Below are 21,229 nucleotides of genomic sequence, written 5' to 3'. Positions count from 1 at the left end.
ACAGTAGCGTTTGACAAGGTGGTGCCGGGTTCCCTCCGCAGCTGGGAACCCGGCTCCGGTCGGCCACCGGTGTGGGCGGTGGCCGACGTTTCCTGACGTCCGGCGCTCAGTGCGCGTCGCGGACGATTTCCACGGCCCTGGTGAGAATTCCCAGGCCGTGGCCGATCTCTTCCTCGGTGACGGTCAGCGGTGGCAGCAATTTCACCACTTCGTCGGTGGATCCGGAAGTCTCGACGAGCAATCCGAGCTCGAAGGCGATATTGCACACCTTCCCGGCCTGCGAGGCGTCCTCGAAGACCAGGCCCTGCACCAGGCCGCGGCCGCGGGTGGAGATGCCGTCGAAGGCCTCGGTCAGGGCGGTGAGGTGGGCGTGGATCCGCTCGCCCTTGGCCAGGGTGGCGAGTTCGAGCCGATTGTCGGACCAGTAGTGGCGCAGCGCGGTCTCGCCGGTCACGAAGGCGGCATTGTTGCCGCGGAAGGTGCCGTTGTGCTCGCCGGGCGCCCACTGGTCGAGTTCGGAGCGCATGAGCACCAGCGCCATCGGAAGGCCGTAGCCGCCGATGGATTTGGACAGCACCACGATGTCGGGGGTGATGCCCGCGGTCTCGAAGGAGAAGAACGGCCCGGTGCGGCCGCAGCCCATCTGCACATCGTCGACGATGAGCAGAATGCCGCGCGCCGAGCACAATTCGGCCAGTGTGCGCAGCCATTCGGCGCGGGCCACATTGATCCCGCCCTCGCCCTGCACGGTTTCCACGATGACGGCGGCCGGCTTGTCCAGGCCCGAGGAGTTGTCGTCGAGGGCGCGGCGCATCCAGGCGAAATCGTCGTCGCCGGGCAGGAAGCCGTCGTACGGCATCGGGGTGGCATGCACCAGCGGCACTCCCGCACCCGCGCGCTTGGCGGCATTGCCGGTGACCGACAGGGCCCCGAGGGTCATGCCGTGGAAGCCGTTGGTGAAGTTCAGGACGGTGGTGCGGCCGGTGACCTTGCGCGCCAGCTTGAGTGCGGCCTCCACGGCGTTGGCGCCGGTGGGTCCGGGGAACTGCACCTTGTAGTCCAGTCCGCGCGGGACGAGCAGCAGGTCCCGGATGGTTTCCAGCAGGCGGCGTTTGGCGGCGGTGGACATGTCCAGGCCGTGCGTGATGCCGTCACCGATCATGTAGTCGATGAGGGCCTGCTTCAGCACCGGGTTGTTGTGCCCGTAGTTGAGCGCGCCGGCGCCGGCGAAGAAGTCGAGGTAGTCCTTGCCGTTCTCATCGGTGAGCCAGGAGCCGCGGGCGGTGTCGAAGACCGTCGGCCACGCTCGGCAGTAGCCACGCACATTGGATTCGAGCGCCTCGAAAACGGTCGTCTCCGCGAGAGTCATCCTGTGGTCCTAGCGTCGCAGCAAAGTGAAACGAGGAGTTTTCTATCACTTGCACGGCTGCGGCGGGAGGGTTTTCGGCGAATCGGTCGACACCGGGCGAACTCGGCGCCGGACACCGGTAAAGCCATTGCACACCCACCGGCCGGGCCGTAGTGTCAACCTCTTGTGCGCGCCGATGTGGGGGTCTATTGGCAGCTGGCCAAGGCCGGATTCCGCCGCCAGTCGCACTACCGCCTCGCCATGGTCGCCGGACTCATCACCAATGTCGTCTTCGGCTTCGTGCGGGCGGCGGTGCTGATGGCCGCGGTGCACGCCAACGGCAACTTCGGCGGCTACGACCGCGGCACCATCGGCGCCTACACCTGGCTGTCCCAAGGGCTACTGGGCGCCTTGGCCTTCTGGACCCCACCGGATCTCGTCGAACGCATCCGCACCGGCGATGTCGCCATCGACTTCCTGCGGCCCATCGACATGCAGTTCGCGCACCTCGCCGAATACCTCGGCCGCGCCGTCTGCACCCTGCTGCCACGCGGCGTGCCGAGCCTGCTCATCGGCGCCTTCACCTTCGGGCTCGCCTTCCCCACCACGCCGGGAACCTATGTGCTGGGCGGCCTCAGCCTGGTGCTGGCCATGGCGCTGTCCTTCCTGTCCATGTTCACGGTGTGCCTGGCCGGGTTCTGGCTCATCGAGACACGCGGCCTGCGCGGCCTGCACCAGATCTGCGGCACCTTCCTGGCCGGACTGTTCGTACCGGTCCACCTCTTCCCGGACTGGTTGCGCGATATCGCCTACGCCACCCCGTTCCCCGCCATGCTGCAATGGCCCATCGACGTGCTCTCCGGCCGCACCACCGGACTCGCGGCGGTGGAAATCGTTGCCGTGCAATGTTTCTGGGTACTCCTCCTGGTGGGCGCCGGGCAACTCATGCTGCGCGCCGGGCGTCGCAAACTGGAGGTGCAGGGTGGGTGACTCGCGGCCGTCCGCGCTCGCGCCCTACCGTGCCGTGCTCGGCTCCCGGCTGCGCGCGCAACGCGCCTACCCGCTGTCCTTCGCCACCGACGTGCTCAGCGCATTCCTCATCGGGCTGGTGGAATTCGCCGAGATGTGGGTCATCTTCCACAATGTGCCGCGGCTGGGCGGGCTCGATCTGAACGGCATGCTGCTGCTCTTCGGGTTCAGCAATACGTCCTTCGCCATCGCGGACATGGTCGTCGGGCACGCCGACACGCTGCCCACCTATATCCGGCTGGGCAAGCTGGACGCCTTCTATCTGCGGCCGCAGCCATTGTTGTTGCAGCTCATGACGAGTGATATCGCGCTGCGCCGGGTGGCGCGCATCGCGGTGGCCGGCACCGTGCTCGGCTTCGGCATCGCCCGCAACGAGATCGACTGGACCGCCGCTCATCTGGTGTTGTTCACGCTCACCCTGGTCTGCGGGATCGCCATCTTCGCGGGATTGTTCGTCTGTGCGGCCGGATTACAGTTCTTCCTCATCGACGGCGCCGAACTGACCAACTCCTTCACCTACGGCGGGTCCTACGCCTCCATGCAACCGGCCTCGGTCTTCCCGACGCCGATGAAACTGATCTTCGGATTCCTTGTCCCCGTGGCCTTCACCTCGTATCTGCCCGCCATCGCACTGCTCGGCCTGCCCGGGCCCGCCCTGCTGCCGGCCTGGCTGGCCTGGGCGTCACCGCTGGCGGCGCTGTGGGTATGGGCCGCGGCCCTGACCGCGTGGCGCATCGGGACCAGGCATTACCAGGGAGGCGGCGGGTGAACGCAGCGAGTGCCGGCAGCGAGTGGGTCATCGATATCCAGGACCTGACACGCACTTTCGTCCTGAGTCGTAAGGAGGGCCGCTGGCGGCGGCGACGCGAGGTGATCACCGCCGTCGACGAGATGAGCTTCCGCATCGAACGCGGGGCGGCCGTGGGTTATATCGGCGCCAACGGCGCGGGCAAGTCCACCACCATCAAGATGATCACCGGCATTCTGGTGCCGTCGACGGGGACGCTGCGCACCTGCGGCCTGGATCCGGTGCGGCAGCGGCGCGAACTGGCCGGGCGCATCGGCGTGGTGTTCGGGCAGCGGTCGCAGCTGTGGTGGGATCTGCCGCTGCGCGAATCGTTTTCGATCCTGGCCGCCATCCACCGGCTGGAACCGGCCGCCGCCCGCGCCCGCACCGCGGAACTGGTGGAGCAGCTGGAGATGGGCAGCACCCTGGACACCCCGGTGCGGCAGCTCTCGCTCGGGCAGCGCATGCGCGCCGAAGTCGGTGCGGCGCTGCTGCATTCCCCGGAGCTGGTGATCCTGGACGAGCCGACCATCGGCCTGGATGTGCTGTCCAAGCAGCGATTACGCGAGTTCCTGCGGTACGAGCGCCTGCAGCGCGGCACCACCCTGCTGCTCACCACCCACGACATGGGCGATGTGGAACGACTGTGCGAGCGGGTGCTGGTGGTGGACCGCGGGCGGCTCGTCTACGACGGATCGCTCACCGGACTGGCCGCCACCGTCGGCGAACACCGGGTGCTCACCGTCGAGTTGGCCGAGCCCACCGCGGATCTCACCGATCTGCCCGGTGCGAAGCTGCTCGGCACCGAGGGCGCGGGCATGCGGCAGCGGCTGGCCTTCGATACCGAGATCACCACTGCCGCACAGCTGCTCGCCGCCGTCTCGGCCCGTGCGGAGGTCCGCGACCTGTCCATCGAGGAACCCGATATCGAGGACGTGGTCCGCCGCATCTACGAGTCGGCCGAGTTCAGGATTCACTGAGCCTCGCGAGTTCAGGCTTCACTGACCTCGGCGGATCCGGTGTCACCCGGCTCCCGGGCTCCCTGGTCCAGCCGGAAGGGCGGGTAGACGTCGGTCATGAGGCTGACGTAGCCGCGAATCCGGTAGAGCCAGCGGTTGATTCCCATGTTGAAGTCGAACAGACCCTTCGGATAGGAGCCGGTGAACAACAGCGCGATGGCCGCGATGATCACGAGGATCGGCAGCAACGACCAGTGGTAGTGTCGCCCGCCCATACCGGCCAGCGCGATGGCGATCAGATATTGCGGAATGGCCAGCAGCCACCACTTGATGAGGACCAGGCCGCGATGCAACTGCTCGGGGTAGTCGACCTCTAGGTCGGCGGGGTAGTCGGCGTTCGGGGCGAGGCTGAACGGCGGGTACCGATCCGTGCCCAGGGTGGAGTAGGCGTAGAACCGCACGCGCCAACTCCAGCGCATCACACCGACATTGAAGTCGAACAGCGCTCGCGGGTAGCGCCCGGTGATCAGGATCGCGAAGAACGCAACGATTGTCACCAGCAGGTACGCCACGTGCAGCACGATCAGCACGACCAAATGTGGAATGGCAAGTATCCACTTAACTATCCACATCCAGCGGGACAACCCCGGGTCGAGATCGCCGCGCACACGCACCGGGTAACCGGAACCAGGCTGCATGTCCATCACTCCTTCCGAGTGTCGGCGGCGCCCGCACTGCCGCCGCCGGAACAGCGTGAGCCGTTGTTCACCTCAATGTTTCCTCCCGGCCAGGAAGATCACATCTACTTCTCATCGGTTGTGACCAGATTTGTACCGGCGCGCGACCAAAGTTCTGCCTGTCACACCGATTGGCTCCGAATTGCGTGGCCAGGTCGCGTGTGACAAGTTGCTGTTGTTTTTCCGTGCGCTCGGCGTGGGTCGGCACGGTAGCCGATTTACAGGAGCCAGTAGTGAAATTGCGCCCGGCGAAACTGTTGCCGCGCGGCAACGGAAAGCTCACCCCGGCGGCGGAGTTACTCCGTCCGCGCACCATCCGGGCGCGGCTACGCCGCATCCTGATCTTCTCGGTGACGCTGGTACTGGTCCTGCTCGCCATCGTCATGGCCGGCGAGGTCGGGAACTACCGCGCCACCGGCGATACCGTCCGCGCCGTGAATCTTGCACTGGCAGTGCAGGATCTGGTGCACGAGGTACAGAAGGAGCGCGGTCTCACCAACGGCGCGCTCGGCGGCAACAATGCCATGCGCCAATCCCTCGGGGATCAGCGCGCGGCCACCGACACTGCGCTGCAGAGCCTCAACAAGGCGCTGTCCGGCAACCCCACCGGCGCCGACCAGGTGCGCACCGCGCTGAGCCTGTTCGCCGGCGTGAGCGCCAACCGCAGTGACGTGGACGCCCGCCGCATCGACCGCAATGCCTCGTTCACCTTCTATACCAACGCGATTCACGCGCTGAACCAGACCCGGCCGGGCCTGGATCACGCCCAGGACAGCACGCTGTGGAAGGGCCTGGAATCGCTGTATGCGCTCGGTGACGTCAAGGAGTTCACCGGTCAGGAGCGCGGCTTCCTCAACGGCGTCTTCGCCGCCGGCGGTTTCGAACCCGGCGAATACGCGCAGTTCCTCGACATCCGCGCCGGAAAGCAGGCCGCCATGGCCGCTTTCGAGCGCGACGCCACCCCCGCGCAGCGCTCCGAGCTGTACACCGTCATGCGCGGCGACGACGCCACCCGGGCCGGGACCGAGGAACAGATCGCGATCGACTCGGTGCTCGGGCCGCTCACCCAGCCGGTCGCCGCGACCGACTGGTGGAAGCAGATGACCTCGGTCATCGACGCTCAGCGTGTCGTGCAGCGCCACCTCGGTGACGAGATCCGCGGCCGCGCAGTCGAATTGCAGCACGACGCGGCCATGGTGCTCAGCATCTACGCGCTCGTCGCACTGCTCGCCATCGCCGCGCAGATCGCGCTGGTGGTGTCGACCGTGCGCGCCATCGTGCGTCCGCTGGCCGACCTCGCCACCGAGGCCGACGCGGTCGCCGAGAAGCGACTGCCACAGGTCATCGCCGCCTGGGCGGACGCCGACGCCGGCGACCCGGCGCCACCGGAACCCGTACGCGCCGCCGCCGATTCCGGCGAGGAGATCCTCTCCGTGGCGCACGCCCTGGACCGCGTCCAGACCACCGCCTACGAACTCGCCTCGGCGCAGGCGCGATTGCGCCGCAACACCACCGAATCCATGGCCAACCTGGCCCGCCGCAATCAGAACCTGGTCCGCCGCCAGCTCAGCCTGATCAGCGATTTCGAGCAGGAGGAACTGGACCCGAACGCGCTGTCCAACCTCTTCGAACTCGACCACCTGGCCACCCGCATGCGCCGCAACGCGGAGAGCCTGCTGGTGCTCGTCGGCGAGTCCAACCCGCGCCGCTGGTCCAAGCCCATCCCGCTGACCGACGTGATCCGCGCGGGCCTGTCCGAGGTCGACGACTACCGCCGCGTCGTGCTGCGCCGCATCGACGATGTCGCCATCGCGGGCGCCCACGTCAGCGAGGTGGCGCACATGCTGGCCGAACTCATCGAGAACGGATTGGCCTTCTCCCCACCGGATATGGAGGTCGAGATCTACGGCCGCCGGCTGGGGCGGCGCTACACGCTCGCCGTCGTCGACCACGGTGTCGGCATGCCCGCCGATCAGCTCGCCATCTCCAATGCCCGCCTGCAGGGCAAGGCCGACTTCCTGGTCGCGCCCACCCGCTTCCTGGGCCACTGGGTGGTCGGCCGGCTCGCCAAGCGGCTCGGCATCGACGTCGAGCTCAATATCTCCCCCACCAGCGGCGTGGTGGCCCGGCTCACCTTCCCGCCCGAGTTGCTGGGCGACGAACACGCGATGCTGCTCGAACCCGGCAGCGACGCCAAACACCTTGTCACATCGGAACTTCCGGCCATCGGCAGCGCGACGCCCATGCCGGAATCCACCTTCGGCCGGCACCGCTCCATCGCGGCGCCCGCCACGGCGCCCGATCCGCAGCGCTCGTTCGGCGCCGCCGACGTGGACCGGGCCTACATCGGCTCCGAAGCGGACCGCACCTACAGCGCCGCCGACGAGGACGCCCGCCGTGGCTTCGACACCGCTTCCGGCACATCCGCATTCGTCACCTCGTCGGACCTGATCGGCGACGCGGTCTTCGAGCCCTCGGACTCCGGGCCGATCACCGGCTCCTGGATCATCGACGGCCCGCGGACCGAGCGGCCCGGCGACAGCGGCACCACCGGGGCCGCCCGCCCCGCCGATACCGAGCGCGCGATCTCGCGGGAGCACAGCCCGATCAAGTTCATCCCCCTGGGCAGCGAGCCCGGACCGGAACCGGATCGGACGACCCGCAACAACTCGGAGAGCCGGAACGCTTCCGGTGCGCCCCGCGCCAACGACGCCTACGAATGGGGCGCCGCCCGCGAGGACACCACGAGCGCCACCCGCTTCCCGAGCTACGGCAGCGAGCCTGCCGGAACACCCAGCGGCAACGCTGACACATACGTCGACGACACGACACACGCGCAAGCGGGACGAGAGGTTTCAGTGGGTGTACCGGAGGTGCAACGCACACGAAACGGACTCGTCAAGCGCAGCCGGAAGACTCGCGAGAATTCGGGTGTCGCGCCGGGCGGCGCCCAGCGGCCCGCGGCGGAACCGCGTAACGTGGCTCCGCCCGCCGAGCGCACCCCCGAACAGGTGCGAAGCATGCTGGCCGGATTCCGATCCGGGCACCAGCGCGGCGAGAGCGGCGAGCCGCCACGACCCGGCTCGAATGCATAAGGAGGATTACAGGTGACCACCCACTACACCGACACCAATCCGCACACCTTCAACTGGCTGCTGGCCGACTTCGTGCGCACCACCGACGGGGTGCGTGACGCGGTGGCGGTTTCCTCCGACGGTCTGCTCATGGCGATGTCCGACGGCCTGGACCGGACCGGCGCCGACCGGCTGGCCGCCATCGTCTCCGGGCTCACCAGCCTGGGCCGCAGCGCCTCGCGCAGTTACGCCTTCGACGGCCTGCGGCTCATCATGATCGAGATGGGCCGCGGCTTCCTGCTGGTGTCCGCCATGGCGAACGGCAGCTGCATCGGCGTCATCGCCGACCACCACGCCGATATCAGCCTGGTGGGCTACCAGATGGCGGTCCTGGCCGAGCGCGCCGGCGCGCTGCTCACCCCGGCGCTCATCACCGAACTGCGAGAGTCACTGAGCCGATGAACGATCCACACCGGCTGCCGGATTCGAGAATGATCGCCCGGGCGCGGCCGTACGCGCAGCCCGGGATGACACCGGCCGCCGACCATCCGGACCGCTACCAGGAAACGGCACGATCCCGTTCCCACGCAACGGATTCCGAAGACGAGTACGAGCCCGAGGATCAGGTCGTCCGGCCGTTCATGATGACCTCCGGGCGCACCACCCCGCTGGTCGACGGCCTGCGCATCGAAACCCTGGTGCGCGCCACGCCCGCCGCCCTGTCCGCCCCGCTGCGCTTCGAACTGGAGCGCGTGGTGCGGCTGTGCCAGCAACCGCATTCCATCGCGGAAATCGGTGCGGCCCTGCGGGTTCCGGTCGGCGTGGCACGGGTGCTGGTCAGCGACCTGGTGTCGGCCGGCCACGCCATGGTGGGCCAGAACGACGAATTGTCCACCGCCACATTGGAAAGGATCAGGGATCTTGTACGGGCACTCTGAGCATCGCCCCACGGTTCAGCCGCTGGCCTCCTCGGTGAAGGTCGTGGTCAGCGGCGGCTTCGGCGTCGGCAAGACCACCCTGATCGGCGCCATCTCCGAGATCGAACCGCTGGCCACCGAGGCCGATATGACCGAAGTATCGGTGGGCGTGGACGATCCGGGCCTGGCCGCGGGCAAGACCACCACCACGGTGGCGCTGGACTTCGGCCGCATCACCCTGGACGCGAACCTGGTGCTCTACCTGTTCGGCACCCCGGGCCAGAAGCGCTTCGAATTCCTCTGGGACGACCTGCTCGACGGCGCGCTCGGCGGCGTCATCCTGGTGGACACCGACCGGGTCGAGGACTGCTATCCGGTGCTCGACTTCTTCGAGGAGCGCCGCACCCCGTTCGTGGTGGCGGTCAACCGATTCGACCGCGGCATGGAGTTCGAGCTGGAGGAGGTCCGGGAGGCCCTCGACCTGGACCCCAGCGTGTACCTCATGGAATGCGATGCGCGCGACCGGGAATCGGTCAAGCTGGTGCTGGTGGCGCTGCTGGAACAGATCCTGCGCGCGCGGCAGGCACCCGCGTACGCGTGAGCACCGCGCCGCGCGCGGCCGGGGACCGGGTAGGGACAAAGAATTGCCCCGAGTGCCGTGCACTCGGGGCAATCGCCCGAAAACCCTTCGAACGATGAGGTTTTAGCGGCCGAAGGAGCCGGTCCACAGGGTGTTCAGCAGACCGCCCAGCGCGGCCGAACCGGTGTTGAGAACGCCGTTCAGCGCAGCGGAGCCAGTGTCGATGATAACCGGGATCATTGTGAAACCTCTCTGTTCAGTGAGGCCGCCGGTCCGGGATTTCCGTTTCGGCGACCGGACCCACCCTGCCGGGGCTCCCTGAACAAGTCCTTGTCTGTAGCTGAGAGGTTGCTAAGACGCCGGGTAACACCAATCACACGCATAGCGATCAGCTATTGCACTCCGGGGCCGGTGCCGTCCGCCGAATACAGGCTCACCTCGCCGTCCTCGCCCAGGAACGCGTTGACCAGCATCGTTCCACTGGAGCGCAATTCCTCCGGGCTCGGCGGGCCGGTCTTCACCGAGATCTGCGGCACCGCAGCCCAATTGACGACATAGCGTTCGGGCGGACCGTCATCGCTGGACAGGTGTGCCAGCCGGAAGACCGACACCCTGCGGCGAACGATCAGAGTGCGGACGACTTCCGCGATTCGCTCCGGGTCTTCCAGCGCGAACATGAAACCGAAACCGAGCTCCGGCGACGACGCATATGCGGGCATATATACCGAGGCTAGTGGACTGCGGCCCGCAACTCTTCCGGCACGCCGCACCGGTAGCTATTCATAAGCCTCGGTAACCTGATTCATGACGGATCCAGCTGTCCGGGCCCGGCGGCGGGCGGGAGCGGCGTCTCATACACCGCCCGCACAGGTGTCGATAAGCCACCAACCGCAGCGCCCGTGTAACCGGGTTGTAATGCTGTATAACGATTTTCCGGCAGCTTCGCACAGCACGCGCCGGATGGTTGCGCCCGTTCGACTATCGCGCTTTCCTGAATATGTCCCGCATTGTCGGACAGTCTCTTCTCGCATCGTCGCGGATTTCCCGGTTTCTTCACCGTGCCGTAGGTAGGGGACTGTTGCGTTCCGGATGCGGGGCTGCGCCGGAGCCGAGGGGAGCCCCTCCCCGAAACCCCCTCGGCCCTGGCGCATCCAAACATGCGACGGCCGAGGGTGGAACGAATGGCAATCGACTACACCGGAGCGGTATTCGGGGCCGAGCTCCCATCGCCTTCAACGTTGTTGCGCGCCTTCCGGGAACCCGTCACCACCGAGCGCCGCGATCGTGATGTGCTCGACTCCGCTCACGAACTGGCACGCTGCCACGAACGCCGGCACCGCGCCCTGCAGGCGGCACACGCCGCCGGAGCCACACCCGACAACGTGGCCGACTGCAGCCATACCGTCGACACGATCGACACGCAGCGAGCCCACCAGATCGCCCGCATCGACGACTGGGTGGCGGCCAATATCCCGCACCGCGCCGGCGCCTCCCTGCACACCGAGACACTGGGCGCGGTCATCGACCGGATGGCCGCGAAATGGGTTGCCGCACAACAGGCCCTGGGCGTCTCCGCACCCCCAGCCCGGGCTACGACCACCAAGAACGGCGACGGACGATCCCGCCGCCGCGCCGCCGCCCACCGCATCAGCGAGGACGGGCCACGCCGCAATGTGGACAGCGAGGCGCACCTGCAGTGGTATCGCCTCGCCGAACTCGCCGACGGCTACAAAGATCTCATCACCGAAGTGGCACAACACCGACGGCGCCTACCGGTGTGGTGAACCCCCACTCCCGGGGAGCCCTCAGGGGTAACCCCTGAAACCCCACACCGACGAGGCCCGGGGGCTACGCCCACGACCCACTCCCGGGGGTCCTCAGGGGCCTTGCCCCTGAGATCCCATCCCTAACGGGGGTCTACGACCTCGGCGTCGATGACGTCGGTCGAGAGTCGCTCGCTGGGGACCGGCTTGGCGGCCGGGTTCTCCTGTGCGACAGGGGCTTCCGCCTCGTCGTCGAGGTCGGCGGCCTCGAGGTCGGTGTCCTCGGCGCGGTGCGCTTCGGCGTCCTGCTGTGCGGCCACGGCGGCCTCACGCATCTCGATGGCGTCGGTGATCCAGTCGCCGATCTCGCGGGTCACCTCGGCGACCGTGCCGGTGATGATCGATGCGATATTGCCGACGTGCCGCGCTCCGGACGACGTCAGTTCCTGGATCAGATCCTTGTTGCTCTCGAATTTGGAGATCATTTACACGCCCGCTTCGCTCGCCTGCCCCTGGCGCATCACGATAACACTCGCGGTCTGCGATTTCCCCGTCAGGAAGGGCGGCAGGGCCAGCTTGAACAGCTTCGCCCAGACCGAGCCGATCTGCTGGGAGAAGCCGCCCGTGTTGTAGGGCAGGCCGTGCTTCTCGCACAGCGCCTTCACCTCGGGGGCGATCTCCGGGTAGCGGTTGGCGGGCAGGTCCGGGAACAGGTGGTGCTCGATCTGGTGCGACAGGTTGCCGGACAGGATGTGGAACAGCTTGCTGCCCTCGATGTTCGCCGAGCCGAGCATCTGGCGCACGTACCACTCGCCCTGAGTCTCGTTGGCCGTCTCCTCCTGGGTGAACGTCTGTACGCCGGAGGGGAAGTGCCCGCAGAAGATGATCGAGAACGTCCACAGATTGCGCACGATATTGGCGGTGAAGTTGGCCGTCAGCGTGGACACGAACAGCGGCCCGGTCAGCGCCGGGAACACGATGTAGTCCTTCAGCACCTGCCGGCTCGCCTTACGCCACTGCCCCTTGACCAGCGTCTTGATCTCCGACCAGGACTTCTTACCGCGCACGATGTTCTCGACCTCGAGATCGTGCCCCATCACGCCCCACTCGAACGCGAGCATGAGGATGAACGCGTACAGCGGGTTGCCCAGTCGCAGCGGGTTCCAGGCCTGCGCCTCGTCCACGCGCAGGATGCCGTACCCGATATCGCGGTCCATATCGAGGATATTGGTGTAGGTGTGGTGCATGTAGTTGTGCGAATGCCGCCACTGATCCGCGGGGCACACCGTATCCCATTCGAACACACGGGAATTCAGACCCGGCTCACGCATCCAGTCCCACTGGCCGTGCATGACGTTGTGCCCGATCTCCATATTGTCGAGGATCTTGGACAGGCTCAGCGCGGCCACGCCGGCCAGCCAGAACGGCGGCAGGAAACCCAGGTACAGCAGACCGCGCCCGGCGATCTCGAAGCCGCGCTGCGCCTTGATCACCGAGTAGATGTATTCGCGGTCGCTCTCGCCCAGATCGGCGGTGATGCGGGCGCGCAACGCGTCGAGTTCGCGGCCGATCTCCTCGACCTGCTCGACGGACAGGACCAGCGGGCCCTCGGGAGTTTCGGTGAGAATCGCCATGATGATCGCCTTTCAGAGAGCGATGTCGACGTCCCCGACGGGGGCGTTGATGCAGAGCTGGATGGGCTGGTCCGGATCGGCGTCCAGCTCGCCGGTGCGCAGGTTGCGGGTGCAGCCGGTGCGCTTGACGGCGGTGCAGGAGAAGCAGATCCCCATGCGGCAGCCGTATTCCGGAGTGAGACCGGCGCTTTCGGCCTGCTCCAGCAGGCTCGCACCGGTGTTCTCGGTGGTGATGCCGCTACCGGAGAAGGTGACCTCGCCCTCGGCGGTGGCCGGGTCGGCGGGCGCGGCGGTGAGCGTGAACTCCTCCATGTGCAGGCGGTCCGCGAGCTGTTCGGCCTCGTAGACCGTGCGCACCGCCTTCATGAGGCCACCCGGCCCGCACAGGTAGGTCTGCGCTGTCGCGAACCAGGGCGCGAGGCGCTCCAGCTCGTCGTAGCCGAAGACCGGGTCGTGCAGCAGTTCCGGATACCGCATCTCGACGCGGAAGTTGCCGTGCTGCATGGCGATTGCCTCCAGCTCGGCGCGGTGCGGCACCCATTCCGGAGAACGGTTGTAATGCAGGAACAGCACCTGACCGCGGTAGCCCTCGTTGGCCAGCGTGCGCAGCATGGACAGCACCGGCGTGATGCCGCTGCCGCCGCTCAGCAGCACGATGCGCTCGGGGCGCTGTTCGGGCAGGTGGAAAACACCCTGTGCGGGTGAGAGATCCACCGTCATGCCGGGAATCGCGGTGTCGTGCAGGTAATTCGAGACCAGGCCCTCCGGGTGGGCCTTGATCGTCAGTTCGAGATGCCGGTCGCGGCGGTTCTGCGCGTTCACCGGCGAATAGCAACGGGTGTGGCGGACACCGTTGATCACCACACCGACCTGCACGTACTGCCCGGCCACATGCCCCGCCCACTGCCGGTTGGGCCGCAGGGTCAGGGTCACCGACCCGACCGCGCTGCGGCGCACGTGCGTGATCTCCGCGCGCAGATCGCGCAGCGTGAGCGTGGGCCGCACCAGCTCCAGGTAGCGGTCCAGCGGGTGCGGGGTGGTCAACGTCTTCTGCACCAGGTCGATGAGTCCGACCATGCGAGCCTCCATTTCGGTGCACATCTGTACACTGAGATAGTCTGCCCGGTGAAGGCACTCCAGTTCAACCGGCAGTTCGTGTGACCCACACGACATCTCTCGACAGGAACGAATGTGAACGGATGTATGCTCATCGACGTGAGCGAGCAGGCAGCTACCCGAGTCGAGCGCAAAGAACGCACCCGTGCGGCCCTGCTCGAAGGCACCCTCGCCCTGGCCGCCGACCGCGGCTTCGCGGCCCTGAGCCTGCGTGAGATCGCCCGCTCCGCCGGCATCGTGCCCACCGCCTTCTATCGGCATTTCGCCTCGCTCGACGAACTGGGCACCAGCCTCGTCGAGGAGGGCGTGCGCCAGATGCGCCTCGCACTCAGGGAAATGCGCAGAAATCCCGAGGCCAAACTCGGCGACACGGTCCGATTCGTATTCACGCAGGTCGAGGACAAACGCGACCTCTACGGATTCCTGCTGCGCGAACGGCACGGCGGTTCCGCACCGCTGCGCGGGGCCATCGCCGTCGAAATGCAGCTCATCGTGCGGGAACTCGTCGTCGACCTGTCCCGGGTAAGGGCACTGGACGAATGGTCACCCGACGACCTCCAGCTGGCCGCCGACCTCATCGTCTCCACGGTCGCCGACCGCATCGCCGATTACGTGCTGGCCGAACCCCGCGAACGCGGCCGCATCGTCACCGGCGCGGTACAGCAGGTCCGGCTCATCGCGGTCGGGATGGGTGCGTGGTGGCCCCGTTGACCGGGAGCAACAGCACCAGGCCCGCGATCAGCACCAGCAGTAGCCCCACGATCCCGGCGCGCTCGGTGCCGGACGCCCAGACGAAGAACCCGAAAAGCGTTGGGGCCAGGAACGATACCGCCCGGCCCGTGGTCGCGTAGAGCCCGAACATCTGGCCCTCGCGGCCCGGCGGCGCGACCCGGGCCAGGAAGGAACGCGCGGAAGCCTGTGCGGGGCCGACGAATACGGTCAGCAGCAACCCGAAGATCCAGAACATGAGCGGACCGGAAACCACCAGCAACATCAGCCCGCACACGATCATGGCCACCAGCGCGGCGACGATCACCGGCTTGGGCCCGATCCGATCATCGAACCGGCCACCGACCAGCGCGCCCAGTGCCGCAACCACATTCGCGGCGATCCCGAACAACAGCACATCCGAGTCCGCGATGCCGTACACGCGCACCGCCAGAATCGCACCGAAGGTGAACACCCCGGCCAGCCCGTCCCGGAACACCGCACTGGCCACCAGGAACCCGACGGTCCGCCGATCCACCACCCACAACTCCCGGATATCGCGCCACAGCCCGCGATACGACTCCCCCACCGCCCGCAACCAGCGCAGCCGTCCTGCCGGAACAGCAGGATCCGCCGTCCGCTCGACCTCCGGCACGAACATGAACAACGGCACCGCGAACCCCGCGAACCAGACGGCCGCCAGCACCGCCACCAGGCGAATATTCAGACCGTCATCCGTCGGCACCCCGAGCAGCCCGCGCATATCCCCCTTGCCGGAGATGAACCCGAAGTAGCAGATCAACAGCAGCAGAATCCCCCCGAAATACCCCATGGACCAACCGAATCCGGAGACCCGCCCCACCGTCGCAGGCGTCGACACCTGCCGCAGCATCGCGTAATACGGCACCTGCGCCAACTCGAACGCCGCCGACGCCACCCCCAGCAACGCCAAGCCCAGCCATAAATAGTGGTAATTCTCGTGCACGAAGAACATAGCGGCCATCAACACCACCGTCACCGTGCTCAGCATCCCCAGTGACAGTTTCCGTTTCGCACTGGCATCGAACCACTGCCCCGCCACCGGCGCCGTCACCGCCACCACCAGCCCCGCCGCCCCCAGCGCCCACCCCAGCCAGGCACTCGCCGAAATCCCGCCCGGCAGCCCCTCCCCCACCTTGTCGGTCAGATACACCGAAAACACGAAGGTGAGGATCACCGCATTGAACGCCGCCCCCGCCCAATCCCAGAACCCCCAAGCCAGCACCGCCCCACGCCCAGCGGCCCGCCCGATCGTCCCCTCACCCGACACCTCGGTCATGCAGCGCAGACTAGACGGTGACTCGCCACTGTGCGGCCGGACTGTCCAAGGGCAGTCATCTACAGCAAGCCGAGTTTCAACATGAGGGCGCGGTCCAGAGCCGCCGACGCATCACCTTCCAGAGAGCCCTTGAATTCACCCAGCCGGGAGGGGTAGACGGTGTAGATCCGATCGCAGAGGATGCGGGTTTTCGTACCGTCCACATCGATCTCGGGCCGGTAGATCGCCGGTCCCGCGGATGCCGAGGTGAGAGCGACGATCATCGTGCTGGACGCGAACCGGTCCGATTGGATGATCACGCACAGCCGTTTCCCCTGCTGCTCATGACCTTTCACACCCGGGGCCGCCTTGATCTCATAGATGGCGCCACGAAAGATCATGCAACCTCACACCACTCCCATGTACCGCTGAATCGCAAGCATCTCGGCCTGATCATCTTTGTCAGCAGCAAGCCGTTCCGCATCCGCCTCGGCCTGCCGCAGCAACTCATCCTTGTACGCCTTCAACAAGGCATACCGAACCACCTCGGTTCGATTGCCATGGCGGGCGGCTAGAGCCTCGATCGCCGTTTCCATCGCTTCATCGGTGCGAACATTCAAAACGGCCACGCAACCCAGCGTAACACAAAACGTGTTACAGCAGGTAGGGATGGAGAGTCACGCTCGTTCCGCTCCAGTGGTAGAAGCACCACCGAGACCGTGCACGCCGCTACCAGTCGCACCGTCACCGACGCCACCCCACAACTCCAACAACAGCTCGACATCCACCTCGACCACCAAGGCCCCGCAGTACCCGTTGAACCAGCCGATCACGGTCACCGCGGACAAAGTTCGTGCGCGCCGAAACCGACCCAACCTTCGCCGAAGTGTTCGGCAAGGGCGGGTTCGGCAAGTTCAAGCACAACCGCGACTTCCTGCCGATCGACGCTCAGACCGTCATTCACACCAACCGGATGCCGAACATGACGTAGAACGAGGTGGACCCCGTCCGCCACCTCATCGGCGCGGCCTCGGCGTGGGGCGACAATCCCGAGAAGGACGCGATTTACCTGAACGTGTACCCGCCCGTGAACGACGGCAGCGCCAACTACACCCTGCACGTGAAAGACGTTCCTGTGAAAGGGTTCTGGTCGATCAGCCTCTACAACACCCACGGCTACTTCCAAGCCAACCCCTACAACGCCTACTCCCGCTAGCCGACGACCAGCAGCCGCAGTGGCGATTCAAACACCGCTACTGCCGTGTGGTGCGCTGGCCGAACCGGCCGGCGCGTCACGTCGGAAGATCAAGTGGCCGTGGCAATCCGAGGCCGGCCGAACACATGTTGATGTGGGTCGCGCACCGCATCGGGCTTGACGCAGTCTCCAGTCTTAAGTGATGATCTTGGCGGCAACACATCTGTGCGCCTACACCCGCCGATCGCGATATTCGAATCCGTCGTTGAAACCGCTCAGCCGGATATAGAGGCGTCAGGCACCGTCCCGATTTACTCTCGACATGTATCGATTCGGCGATGCCGGAAAGTATGTTTTACCTGCACTGTTGGCTACTTTTCGCCGGTTTTCCATGGTCGTGTTGATAGGCTGCCCGGCGGCGTAAACCATCGGGTCGCACGTTGAGGCCAATGATCTCTGGTCCACACGAGCGTTGATCGAGCACATCAAGAGCAGGTAGATCCTGCGTGTGCCTGAGTATCCTGTCCCGCACGCACGCCCTGCACACAGTGTCTCACTGCAGGAAAGAAGCAGGCCTCGCCCAACGTCTGTGTCGATGCCTGTCCGTGTCTGTCCCGCTCGCACGTCGATCGTGTGCGATGCTCGGTTCATCCCGAATCCAGAACTGCGCCTTGCGTATCCGGCTCCAGCCCGCTCCTGTCTTGGGAGAGGCTTTCTTCACGGCACCGCGACCTGCGAAACACCGGTGTGACCGGTCGCTGCGAAAGCAGCGTGACCGAGGCTGTCCAACATCGCCAGCCGGATACCACTGACGGCTAGTGCTCGCCGGGAAATCCGGTGTTTACCAAGCTCTCTCGCGTCGAGAGTCCCCCCTTGTGCCGTGCACGATTCACATCGAATCGGGTGCGGCACTTTCTATTTCCGCCCCACGCCATTCTCGGACCGTCTCTGTGTCCGCGGGTGGCCGCTGCACAGAAAACCAGGTAAGAATGCTTCGCCCCGAAGTCGACGGTGGTGGTCCCGCTCCCACCACACCCGCACCCGTGCAAGGCCCGTCGATCGCCGAGAGTCAAGGCAAGCCTCGCGTCGCACCCCCGCCGACTCCACCGGCCCCGCCCACACCGCCGACGGACACACCGGTCGGCCTGGTACCCGCGGCCCCCGACGGACCCCATACCTACACCGGGATCACCGGTGACAAGACTCCCGTGACGATCTATGTCCCGGCCCAGCAACGCGCCGATGATTCGGCCTCGCCGCCGTCCACCTCGTCGCCGTCCACCGCGGGCACGGCGCCCGGATCGGGACTCGGTGGTGGTGGCCATGACGGGCGGGCATTCACCGACGCCGCACCACTGTTCGGGACCGGTACCGACTACACCGCCGCACAACGTGACGCGGACCTGGCCACAGTGTCGAACTATCTGCATCCGACAGTTCAAGGCCCCCGCGACTACAACGCGTATAACGCCGCGACGCAGCGCCTGGACCACCACTACATCGGCGGGCTTACCGTCCCGGGCAAAGACACCGATGTTGTCCGGACCGGTCCTGGCTACACCGGGGTCCAGGCGGCCGATGACCTCTATACCAGCGGATTGACCGGTCCGTTGACCCCGTATCAGGACAAGCAACGCCAGCAAGCCTTGGACCGGTTGAAACCGTATTTCTACGACGTCAACGCCCAGCACCGCGATCAAGTGTTCGCCCAATGGGCGACTCCGGAGTTGTGCCTGGTTCCCGGTGCGGCGACCCCGCCCAGTTACGACCCACCCGACCGGGAGAAACTGATCCAGCAGCTGGTCGCGGACGGTATCCCGAACGGCAACCCTCGCCCTACCTGGAAACAAGCAGACGCCTACGTCACCGCGCAAACCAACGACGCGGTCGCGCGACTCAACACCGCTGGTATCGCCATCGACCCGGCCATCGCGGCGCAGTACATGAACCAGCCCATGGCCGCCGACCCGCACTACCCCAACCGGCTCGAACCACTCCTGCACGTCAACCTGCCCTCCGATGACCGCATCGTCAGCGCGTTCGAGAAGGCCTTCGGCGATAACGTCGACTCGATTCCCGCGCTGGCCGGAATCAATGGCCTCAACCAGATGGGGCAGTCCTGGAAGGACCTCGGAGTCGCCACGGAATCGATCCTGGCGGTCGCACCGGTCACCTCCGGTCTCGCGGACCTGCTCGCGAGAGCCAACGGCGGTCACCTGCCGGGCATGTCGGGCCCGTATCAGCCCTACCAGAACGCCGCCGACATGGCCAAAGGGTTCACCGACTGGAACGACTTCCGACACGGTGACATCGAAAGCGGAATCGGCACCCTCGTGGGCAACCTCGCCGGCGGTGCCGTGACCGGTGCCGTCACCGACGGACTCGGGGGCGTCGCCGGGGCTGCCGCGCGCGCGGCCAAGGCCGGGATCCTCGACTCCGCCACCGCCGACACCGTGGTCACCGCAGCCGGGCAGGCCGCCAACCGGATTCGCAGCGGCTTGGCCGACAGCATCGAACCCGACCACTACCCCACCATCGACCGGACCGGCAACAACGCCGGCGCAGCCAAAGGCAAACCCGACGACCCCGACTCCATCCGCCAACGCATCGCCGACGGTATCCGCGGAAGCGGAGCCGCCGCTGCAGATCCCGCCGCCAACCCACTCGTCGACCAACCCGAAGCACGGGAGCCCTCACCCACAGGATCCGCAGCACGCGACAGCGGAGACGCCGATCCCGACGTCCCCAGGCTGGTCACCTACACCCAAGACGCCGATGGTATGTGGCATGCCATCGACCGCGACGGCAACCCGCACGACCTGCGGCCGGGTGTCAGACCGATCGTCGACAAGAACGGCACCACCCGCTGGTACGACTCGAAGAGAACCGACGCGGACGGGAACCCGCTGAGGCCGACGAACACCTCGATGCCGGAGTGGGCCGCGAAAAAGAAATCTAGCATTATCGACGCGCCCGAATACCGTGGCGACCCGACCTCGATGAGCCCGTTCCCCGAATCCTTCCGCGATAAGCGTGCCGGCATCGATGCACAACAGAACACCGACATAGCCACTCGCAAAAATATAGAAAAAGGAATAAACCCGATCATCGACAGGATGACAATTAAAGGCGAAGACGGAAACCCCAGAAAAGTCACTATCGACGACCTATCGAAAACAAAACTCGACGATACGATTGCCAAGTTGAAAAACTCGGGCAGTTACAGCGGCACCCAAGTCAACAAACTTCAGAACCTTGCCAAGGATCTGACTGCGATCAAGGGTGCGATTACCGATCGGTCGGAGGAGCGCGGCCAGTTGGGTGGCGATTTCTATACCCAGGTGGAGAATTTGAAGACGATCTACGAGGGGAAGGGGCCACTCAATCCGGATCGAGTGGCGATCCGCACGATGCCCGATGGAACAAAACGTGTTGTCCTCATCGAGGAGAAAGGCGGCGGCTACCCCCAGCTAGGTACCCGGGATGTAGATGGGTTGAACGCCCAGCAAGGCTCAGCAGCCTACGGCCGCAACGAGTTCCTGCGCAAAGACTCCAAGGCATTGGCCGCGTTGCGAGCCCATGACCCCGAACTCGCCGATAGCCTGCTCGCCGGCGATACGGACTTCGAATACGTGCTCGTGGAAACCAAACCCGGCGCGAACACGATCACCGTAACCCCGTTCGAACCCGGCCGGGGCAACGATTCAATCTCGCACACCCTACGGTGGATCCAACCACGGCCCCCGCCGCGACGGTAGCTACGCCGTCTGCGGACCCCATCGCGGACCCCGCCCCCGCTGCCGGTTTCGGTGCGCCGATGTGGGCGAGCCTGCTCGCCACCAGCGCGCCCTGGTTCAAAGACCTCACCACACTGAGCCGGCATCAGGCCGCGGCTCCCGTGCTCGGCCTGTCGCCGATCCAGTTCCTGAACCGACGGGCCAGGACCACCGATCAGTCACTGACGGTCAACATCGCCACCCGGCCCACACGGACACCAGCTACCACTGGCGAAAACGCGCGCGTACTGGGCTACGGCGGCGCCCTCCTGAGATAGATCCCACCGGGTCGGGGTCGCGGGCAAGCCT

General features: G+C 66.2%; 22 protein-coding genes and 1 pseudogene. 13 read left to right on the top strand and 10 right to left on the bottom strand.

Annotated features, from left to right (window positions below; genetic code table 11):
* Positions 1-106 precede the first annotated feature (106 nt).
* The gene (gene ectB, locus ACH438_RS44230; RefSeq protein WP_397016926.1) at positions 107-1,369 is read right to left on the bottom strand and encodes a diaminobutyrate--2-oxoglutarate transaminase; all 1,263 of its coding nucleotides are present in this window, start codon (positions 1,367-1,369) and stop codon (positions 107-109) included.
* A gap of 165 nt (positions 1,370-1,534) precedes the next feature.
* On the opposite strand from ectB, the gene ACH438_RS44225 reads away from it, so the two are divergent.
* The 3 genes from ACH438_RS44225 (at position 1,535) to ACH438_RS44215 (ending at position 4,144) form a co-directional block, all read left to right on the top strand.
* Positions 1,535-2,338 carry an ABC transporter permease gene (locus ACH438_RS44225; protein WP_397016924.1) on the top strand — a complete coding sequence of 268 codons (804 nt, stop codon included), beginning with the start codon at positions 1,535-1,537 and terminating at the stop codon, positions 2,336-2,338.
* On the top strand, positions 2,331-3,146 hold the full coding sequence (locus ACH438_RS44220) for an ABC transporter permease (protein ID WP_397016922.1): 816 nt from the start codon (positions 2,331-2,333) through the stop codon (positions 3,144-3,146). The genes ACH438_RS44225 and ACH438_RS44220 overlap by 8 nt, the downstream gene beginning before the upstream one ends.
* Positions 3,147-3,268: 122 nt before the next feature.
* Complete coding sequence (locus ACH438_RS44215) at positions 3,269-4,144, top strand: ATP-binding cassette domain-containing protein (RefSeq protein ID WP_397017035.1); 876 nt, start codon at positions 3,269-3,271, stop codon at positions 4,142-4,144.
* An 11-nt stretch (positions 4,145-4,155) separates the two neighbouring features.
* Here ACH438_RS44215 and ACH438_RS44210 read toward each other — a convergent pair whose 3' ends face one another.
* Positions 4,156-4,821, bottom strand: a complete 666-nt coding sequence (locus tag ACH438_RS44210; protein ID WP_397016920.1) for a DUF4389 domain-containing protein — start codon at positions 4,819-4,821, stop codon at positions 4,156-4,158.
* 272 nt (positions 4,822-5,093) lie between these two features.
* Between ACH438_RS44210 and ACH438_RS44205 the strand changes: the two genes are divergently transcribed.
* From ACH438_RS44205 to ACH438_RS44190, 4 genes are read left to right on the top strand one after another with little or no spacing between them, the layout of a single operon-like run.
* Complete coding sequence (locus ACH438_RS44205; RefSeq protein WP_397016918.1) at positions 5,094-7,955, top strand: nitrate- and nitrite sensing domain-containing protein; 2,862 nt, start codon at positions 5,094-5,096, stop codon at positions 7,953-7,955.
* Between the two features lie 12 nt (positions 7,956-7,967).
* A complete protein-coding gene (locus ACH438_RS44200) occupies positions 7,968-8,396 on the top strand; it encodes a roadblock/LC7 domain-containing protein (RefSeq protein ID WP_397016916.1) in 429 nt (142 codons plus the stop codon).
* Complete coding sequence (locus ACH438_RS44195) at positions 8,393-8,872, top strand: DUF742 domain-containing protein (protein WP_397016914.1); 480 nt, start codon at positions 8,393-8,395, stop codon at positions 8,870-8,872. The genes ACH438_RS44200 and ACH438_RS44195 overlap by 4 nt, the downstream gene beginning before the upstream one ends.
* Entirely contained in the window at positions 8,853-9,452 is a 600-nt protein-coding gene (locus ACH438_RS44190) for a GTP-binding protein (RefSeq protein ID WP_397017033.1), read from the top strand. The genes ACH438_RS44195 and ACH438_RS44190 overlap by 20 nt, the downstream gene beginning before the upstream one ends.
* 371 nt (positions 9,453-9,823) lie before the next feature.
* On the opposite strand, the gene ACH438_RS44185 is transcribed toward ACH438_RS44190, so the two are convergent.
* Positions 9,824-10,150, bottom strand: a complete 327-nt coding sequence (locus ACH438_RS44185) for a hypothetical protein (RefSeq protein ID WP_397016912.1) — start codon at positions 10,148-10,150, stop codon at positions 9,824-9,826.
* A 462-nt stretch (positions 10,151-10,612) separates the two neighbouring features.
* On the opposite strand from ACH438_RS44185, the gene ACH438_RS44180 reads away from it, so the two are divergent.
* Complete coding sequence (locus ACH438_RS44180; RefSeq protein ID WP_397016910.1) at positions 10,613-11,215, top strand: DUF4254 domain-containing protein; 603 nt, start codon at positions 10,613-10,615, stop codon at positions 11,213-11,215.
* A gap of 122 nt (positions 11,216-11,337) precedes the next feature.
* On the opposite strand, the gene ACH438_RS44175 is transcribed toward ACH438_RS44180, so the two are convergent.
* Genes ACH438_RS44175 through ACH438_RS44165 form a run of 3 tightly spaced genes read right to left on the bottom strand, consistent with a single transcriptional unit; the run spans position 11,338 to position 13,905 of the window.
* Positions 11,338-11,679: a hypothetical protein gene (locus tag ACH438_RS44175; protein WP_397016908.1), complete on the bottom strand. Its 342-nt coding sequence runs from the start codon at positions 11,677-11,679 to the stop codon at positions 11,338-11,340.
* Positions 11,680-12,828 (bottom strand): fatty acid desaturase family protein, encoded by a 1,149-nt coding sequence (locus tag ACH438_RS44170; protein ID WP_397016906.1) that lies wholly within the window; start codon positions 12,826-12,828, stop codon positions 11,680-11,682.
* Between the two features lie 12 nt (positions 12,829-12,840).
* On the bottom strand, positions 12,841-13,905 hold the full coding sequence (locus tag ACH438_RS44165; RefSeq protein ID WP_397016904.1) for a ferredoxin reductase: 1,065 nt from the start codon (positions 13,903-13,905) through the stop codon (positions 12,841-12,843).
* A gap of 126 nt (positions 13,906-14,031) precedes the next feature.
* On the opposite strand from ACH438_RS44165, the gene ACH438_RS44160 reads away from it, so the two are divergent.
* On the top strand, positions 14,032-14,655 hold the full coding sequence (locus ACH438_RS44160) for a TetR family transcriptional regulator (protein WP_397016902.1): 624 nt from the start codon (positions 14,032-14,034) through the stop codon (positions 14,653-14,655).
* Here the strand turns inward: ACH438_RS44160 and ACH438_RS44155 are convergent.
* From ACH438_RS44155 to ACH438_RS44140, 4 genes are read right to left on the bottom strand one after another with little or no spacing between them, the layout of a single operon-like run.
* Positions 14,618-15,970 (bottom strand): MFS transporter, encoded by a 1,353-nt coding sequence (locus ACH438_RS44155; RefSeq protein ID WP_397016900.1) that lies wholly within the window; start codon positions 15,968-15,970, stop codon positions 14,618-14,620. The genes ACH438_RS44160 and ACH438_RS44155 overlap by 38 nt on opposite strands.
* 59 nt (positions 15,971-16,029) lie before the next feature.
* The gene (locus tag ACH438_RS44150; RefSeq protein WP_397016898.1) at positions 16,030-16,350 is read right to left on the bottom strand and encodes a type II toxin-antitoxin system PemK/MazF family toxin; all 321 of its coding nucleotides are present in this window, start codon (positions 16,348-16,350) and stop codon (positions 16,030-16,032) included.
* 6 nt (positions 16,351-16,356) lie between these two features.
* Complete coding sequence (locus ACH438_RS44145; protein WP_397016896.1) at positions 16,357-16,578, bottom strand: hypothetical protein; 222 nt, start codon at positions 16,576-16,578, stop codon at positions 16,357-16,359.
* Between the two features lie 48 nt (positions 16,579-16,626).
* Positions 16,627-16,788, bottom strand: a complete 162-nt coding sequence (locus tag ACH438_RS44140) for a hypothetical protein (protein ID WP_397016894.1) — start codon at positions 16,786-16,788, stop codon at positions 16,627-16,629.
* Between the two features lie 14 nt (positions 16,789-16,802).
* On the opposite strand from ACH438_RS44140, the gene ACH438_RS44135 reads away from it, so the two are divergent.
* The 4 genes and pseudogenes from ACH438_RS44135 to ACH438_RS44120 all read left to right on the top strand — a co-directional run bounded on the left by ACH438_RS44135 (position 16,803) and on the right by ACH438_RS44120 (position 21,198).
* A complete protein-coding gene (locus ACH438_RS44135; RefSeq protein ID WP_397016893.1) occupies positions 16,803-16,940 on the top strand; it encodes a hypothetical protein in 138 nt (45 codons plus the stop codon).
* A 9-nt stretch (positions 16,941-16,949) separates the two neighbouring features.
* Positions 16,950-17,159: pseudogene (locus ACH438_RS44130) on the top strand (DUF1214 domain-containing protein); the annotation flags it as partial.
* Between the two features lie 1,193 nt (positions 17,160-18,352).
* Positions 18,353-20,902: a hypothetical protein gene (locus tag ACH438_RS44125; protein ID WP_397016891.1), complete on the top strand. Its 2,550-nt coding sequence runs from the start codon at positions 18,353-18,355 to the stop codon at positions 20,900-20,902.
* Entirely contained in the window at positions 20,869-21,198 is a 330-nt protein-coding gene (locus ACH438_RS44120; protein WP_397016889.1) for a hypothetical protein, read from the top strand. The genes ACH438_RS44125 and ACH438_RS44120 overlap by 34 nt, the downstream gene beginning before the upstream one ends.
* The last annotated feature ends 31 nt before the right edge of the window (positions 21,199-21,229 follow it).

Origin of the sequence: Nocardia sp. NPDC020380, from assembly GCF_044386975.1 — a bacterium.
In the GTDB taxonomy this organism is placed as follows: domain Bacteria; phylum Actinomycetota; class Actinomycetes; order Mycobacteriales; family Mycobacteriaceae; genus Nocardia.
This window is presented reverse-complemented; position numbering and strand designations above follow the sequence as displayed.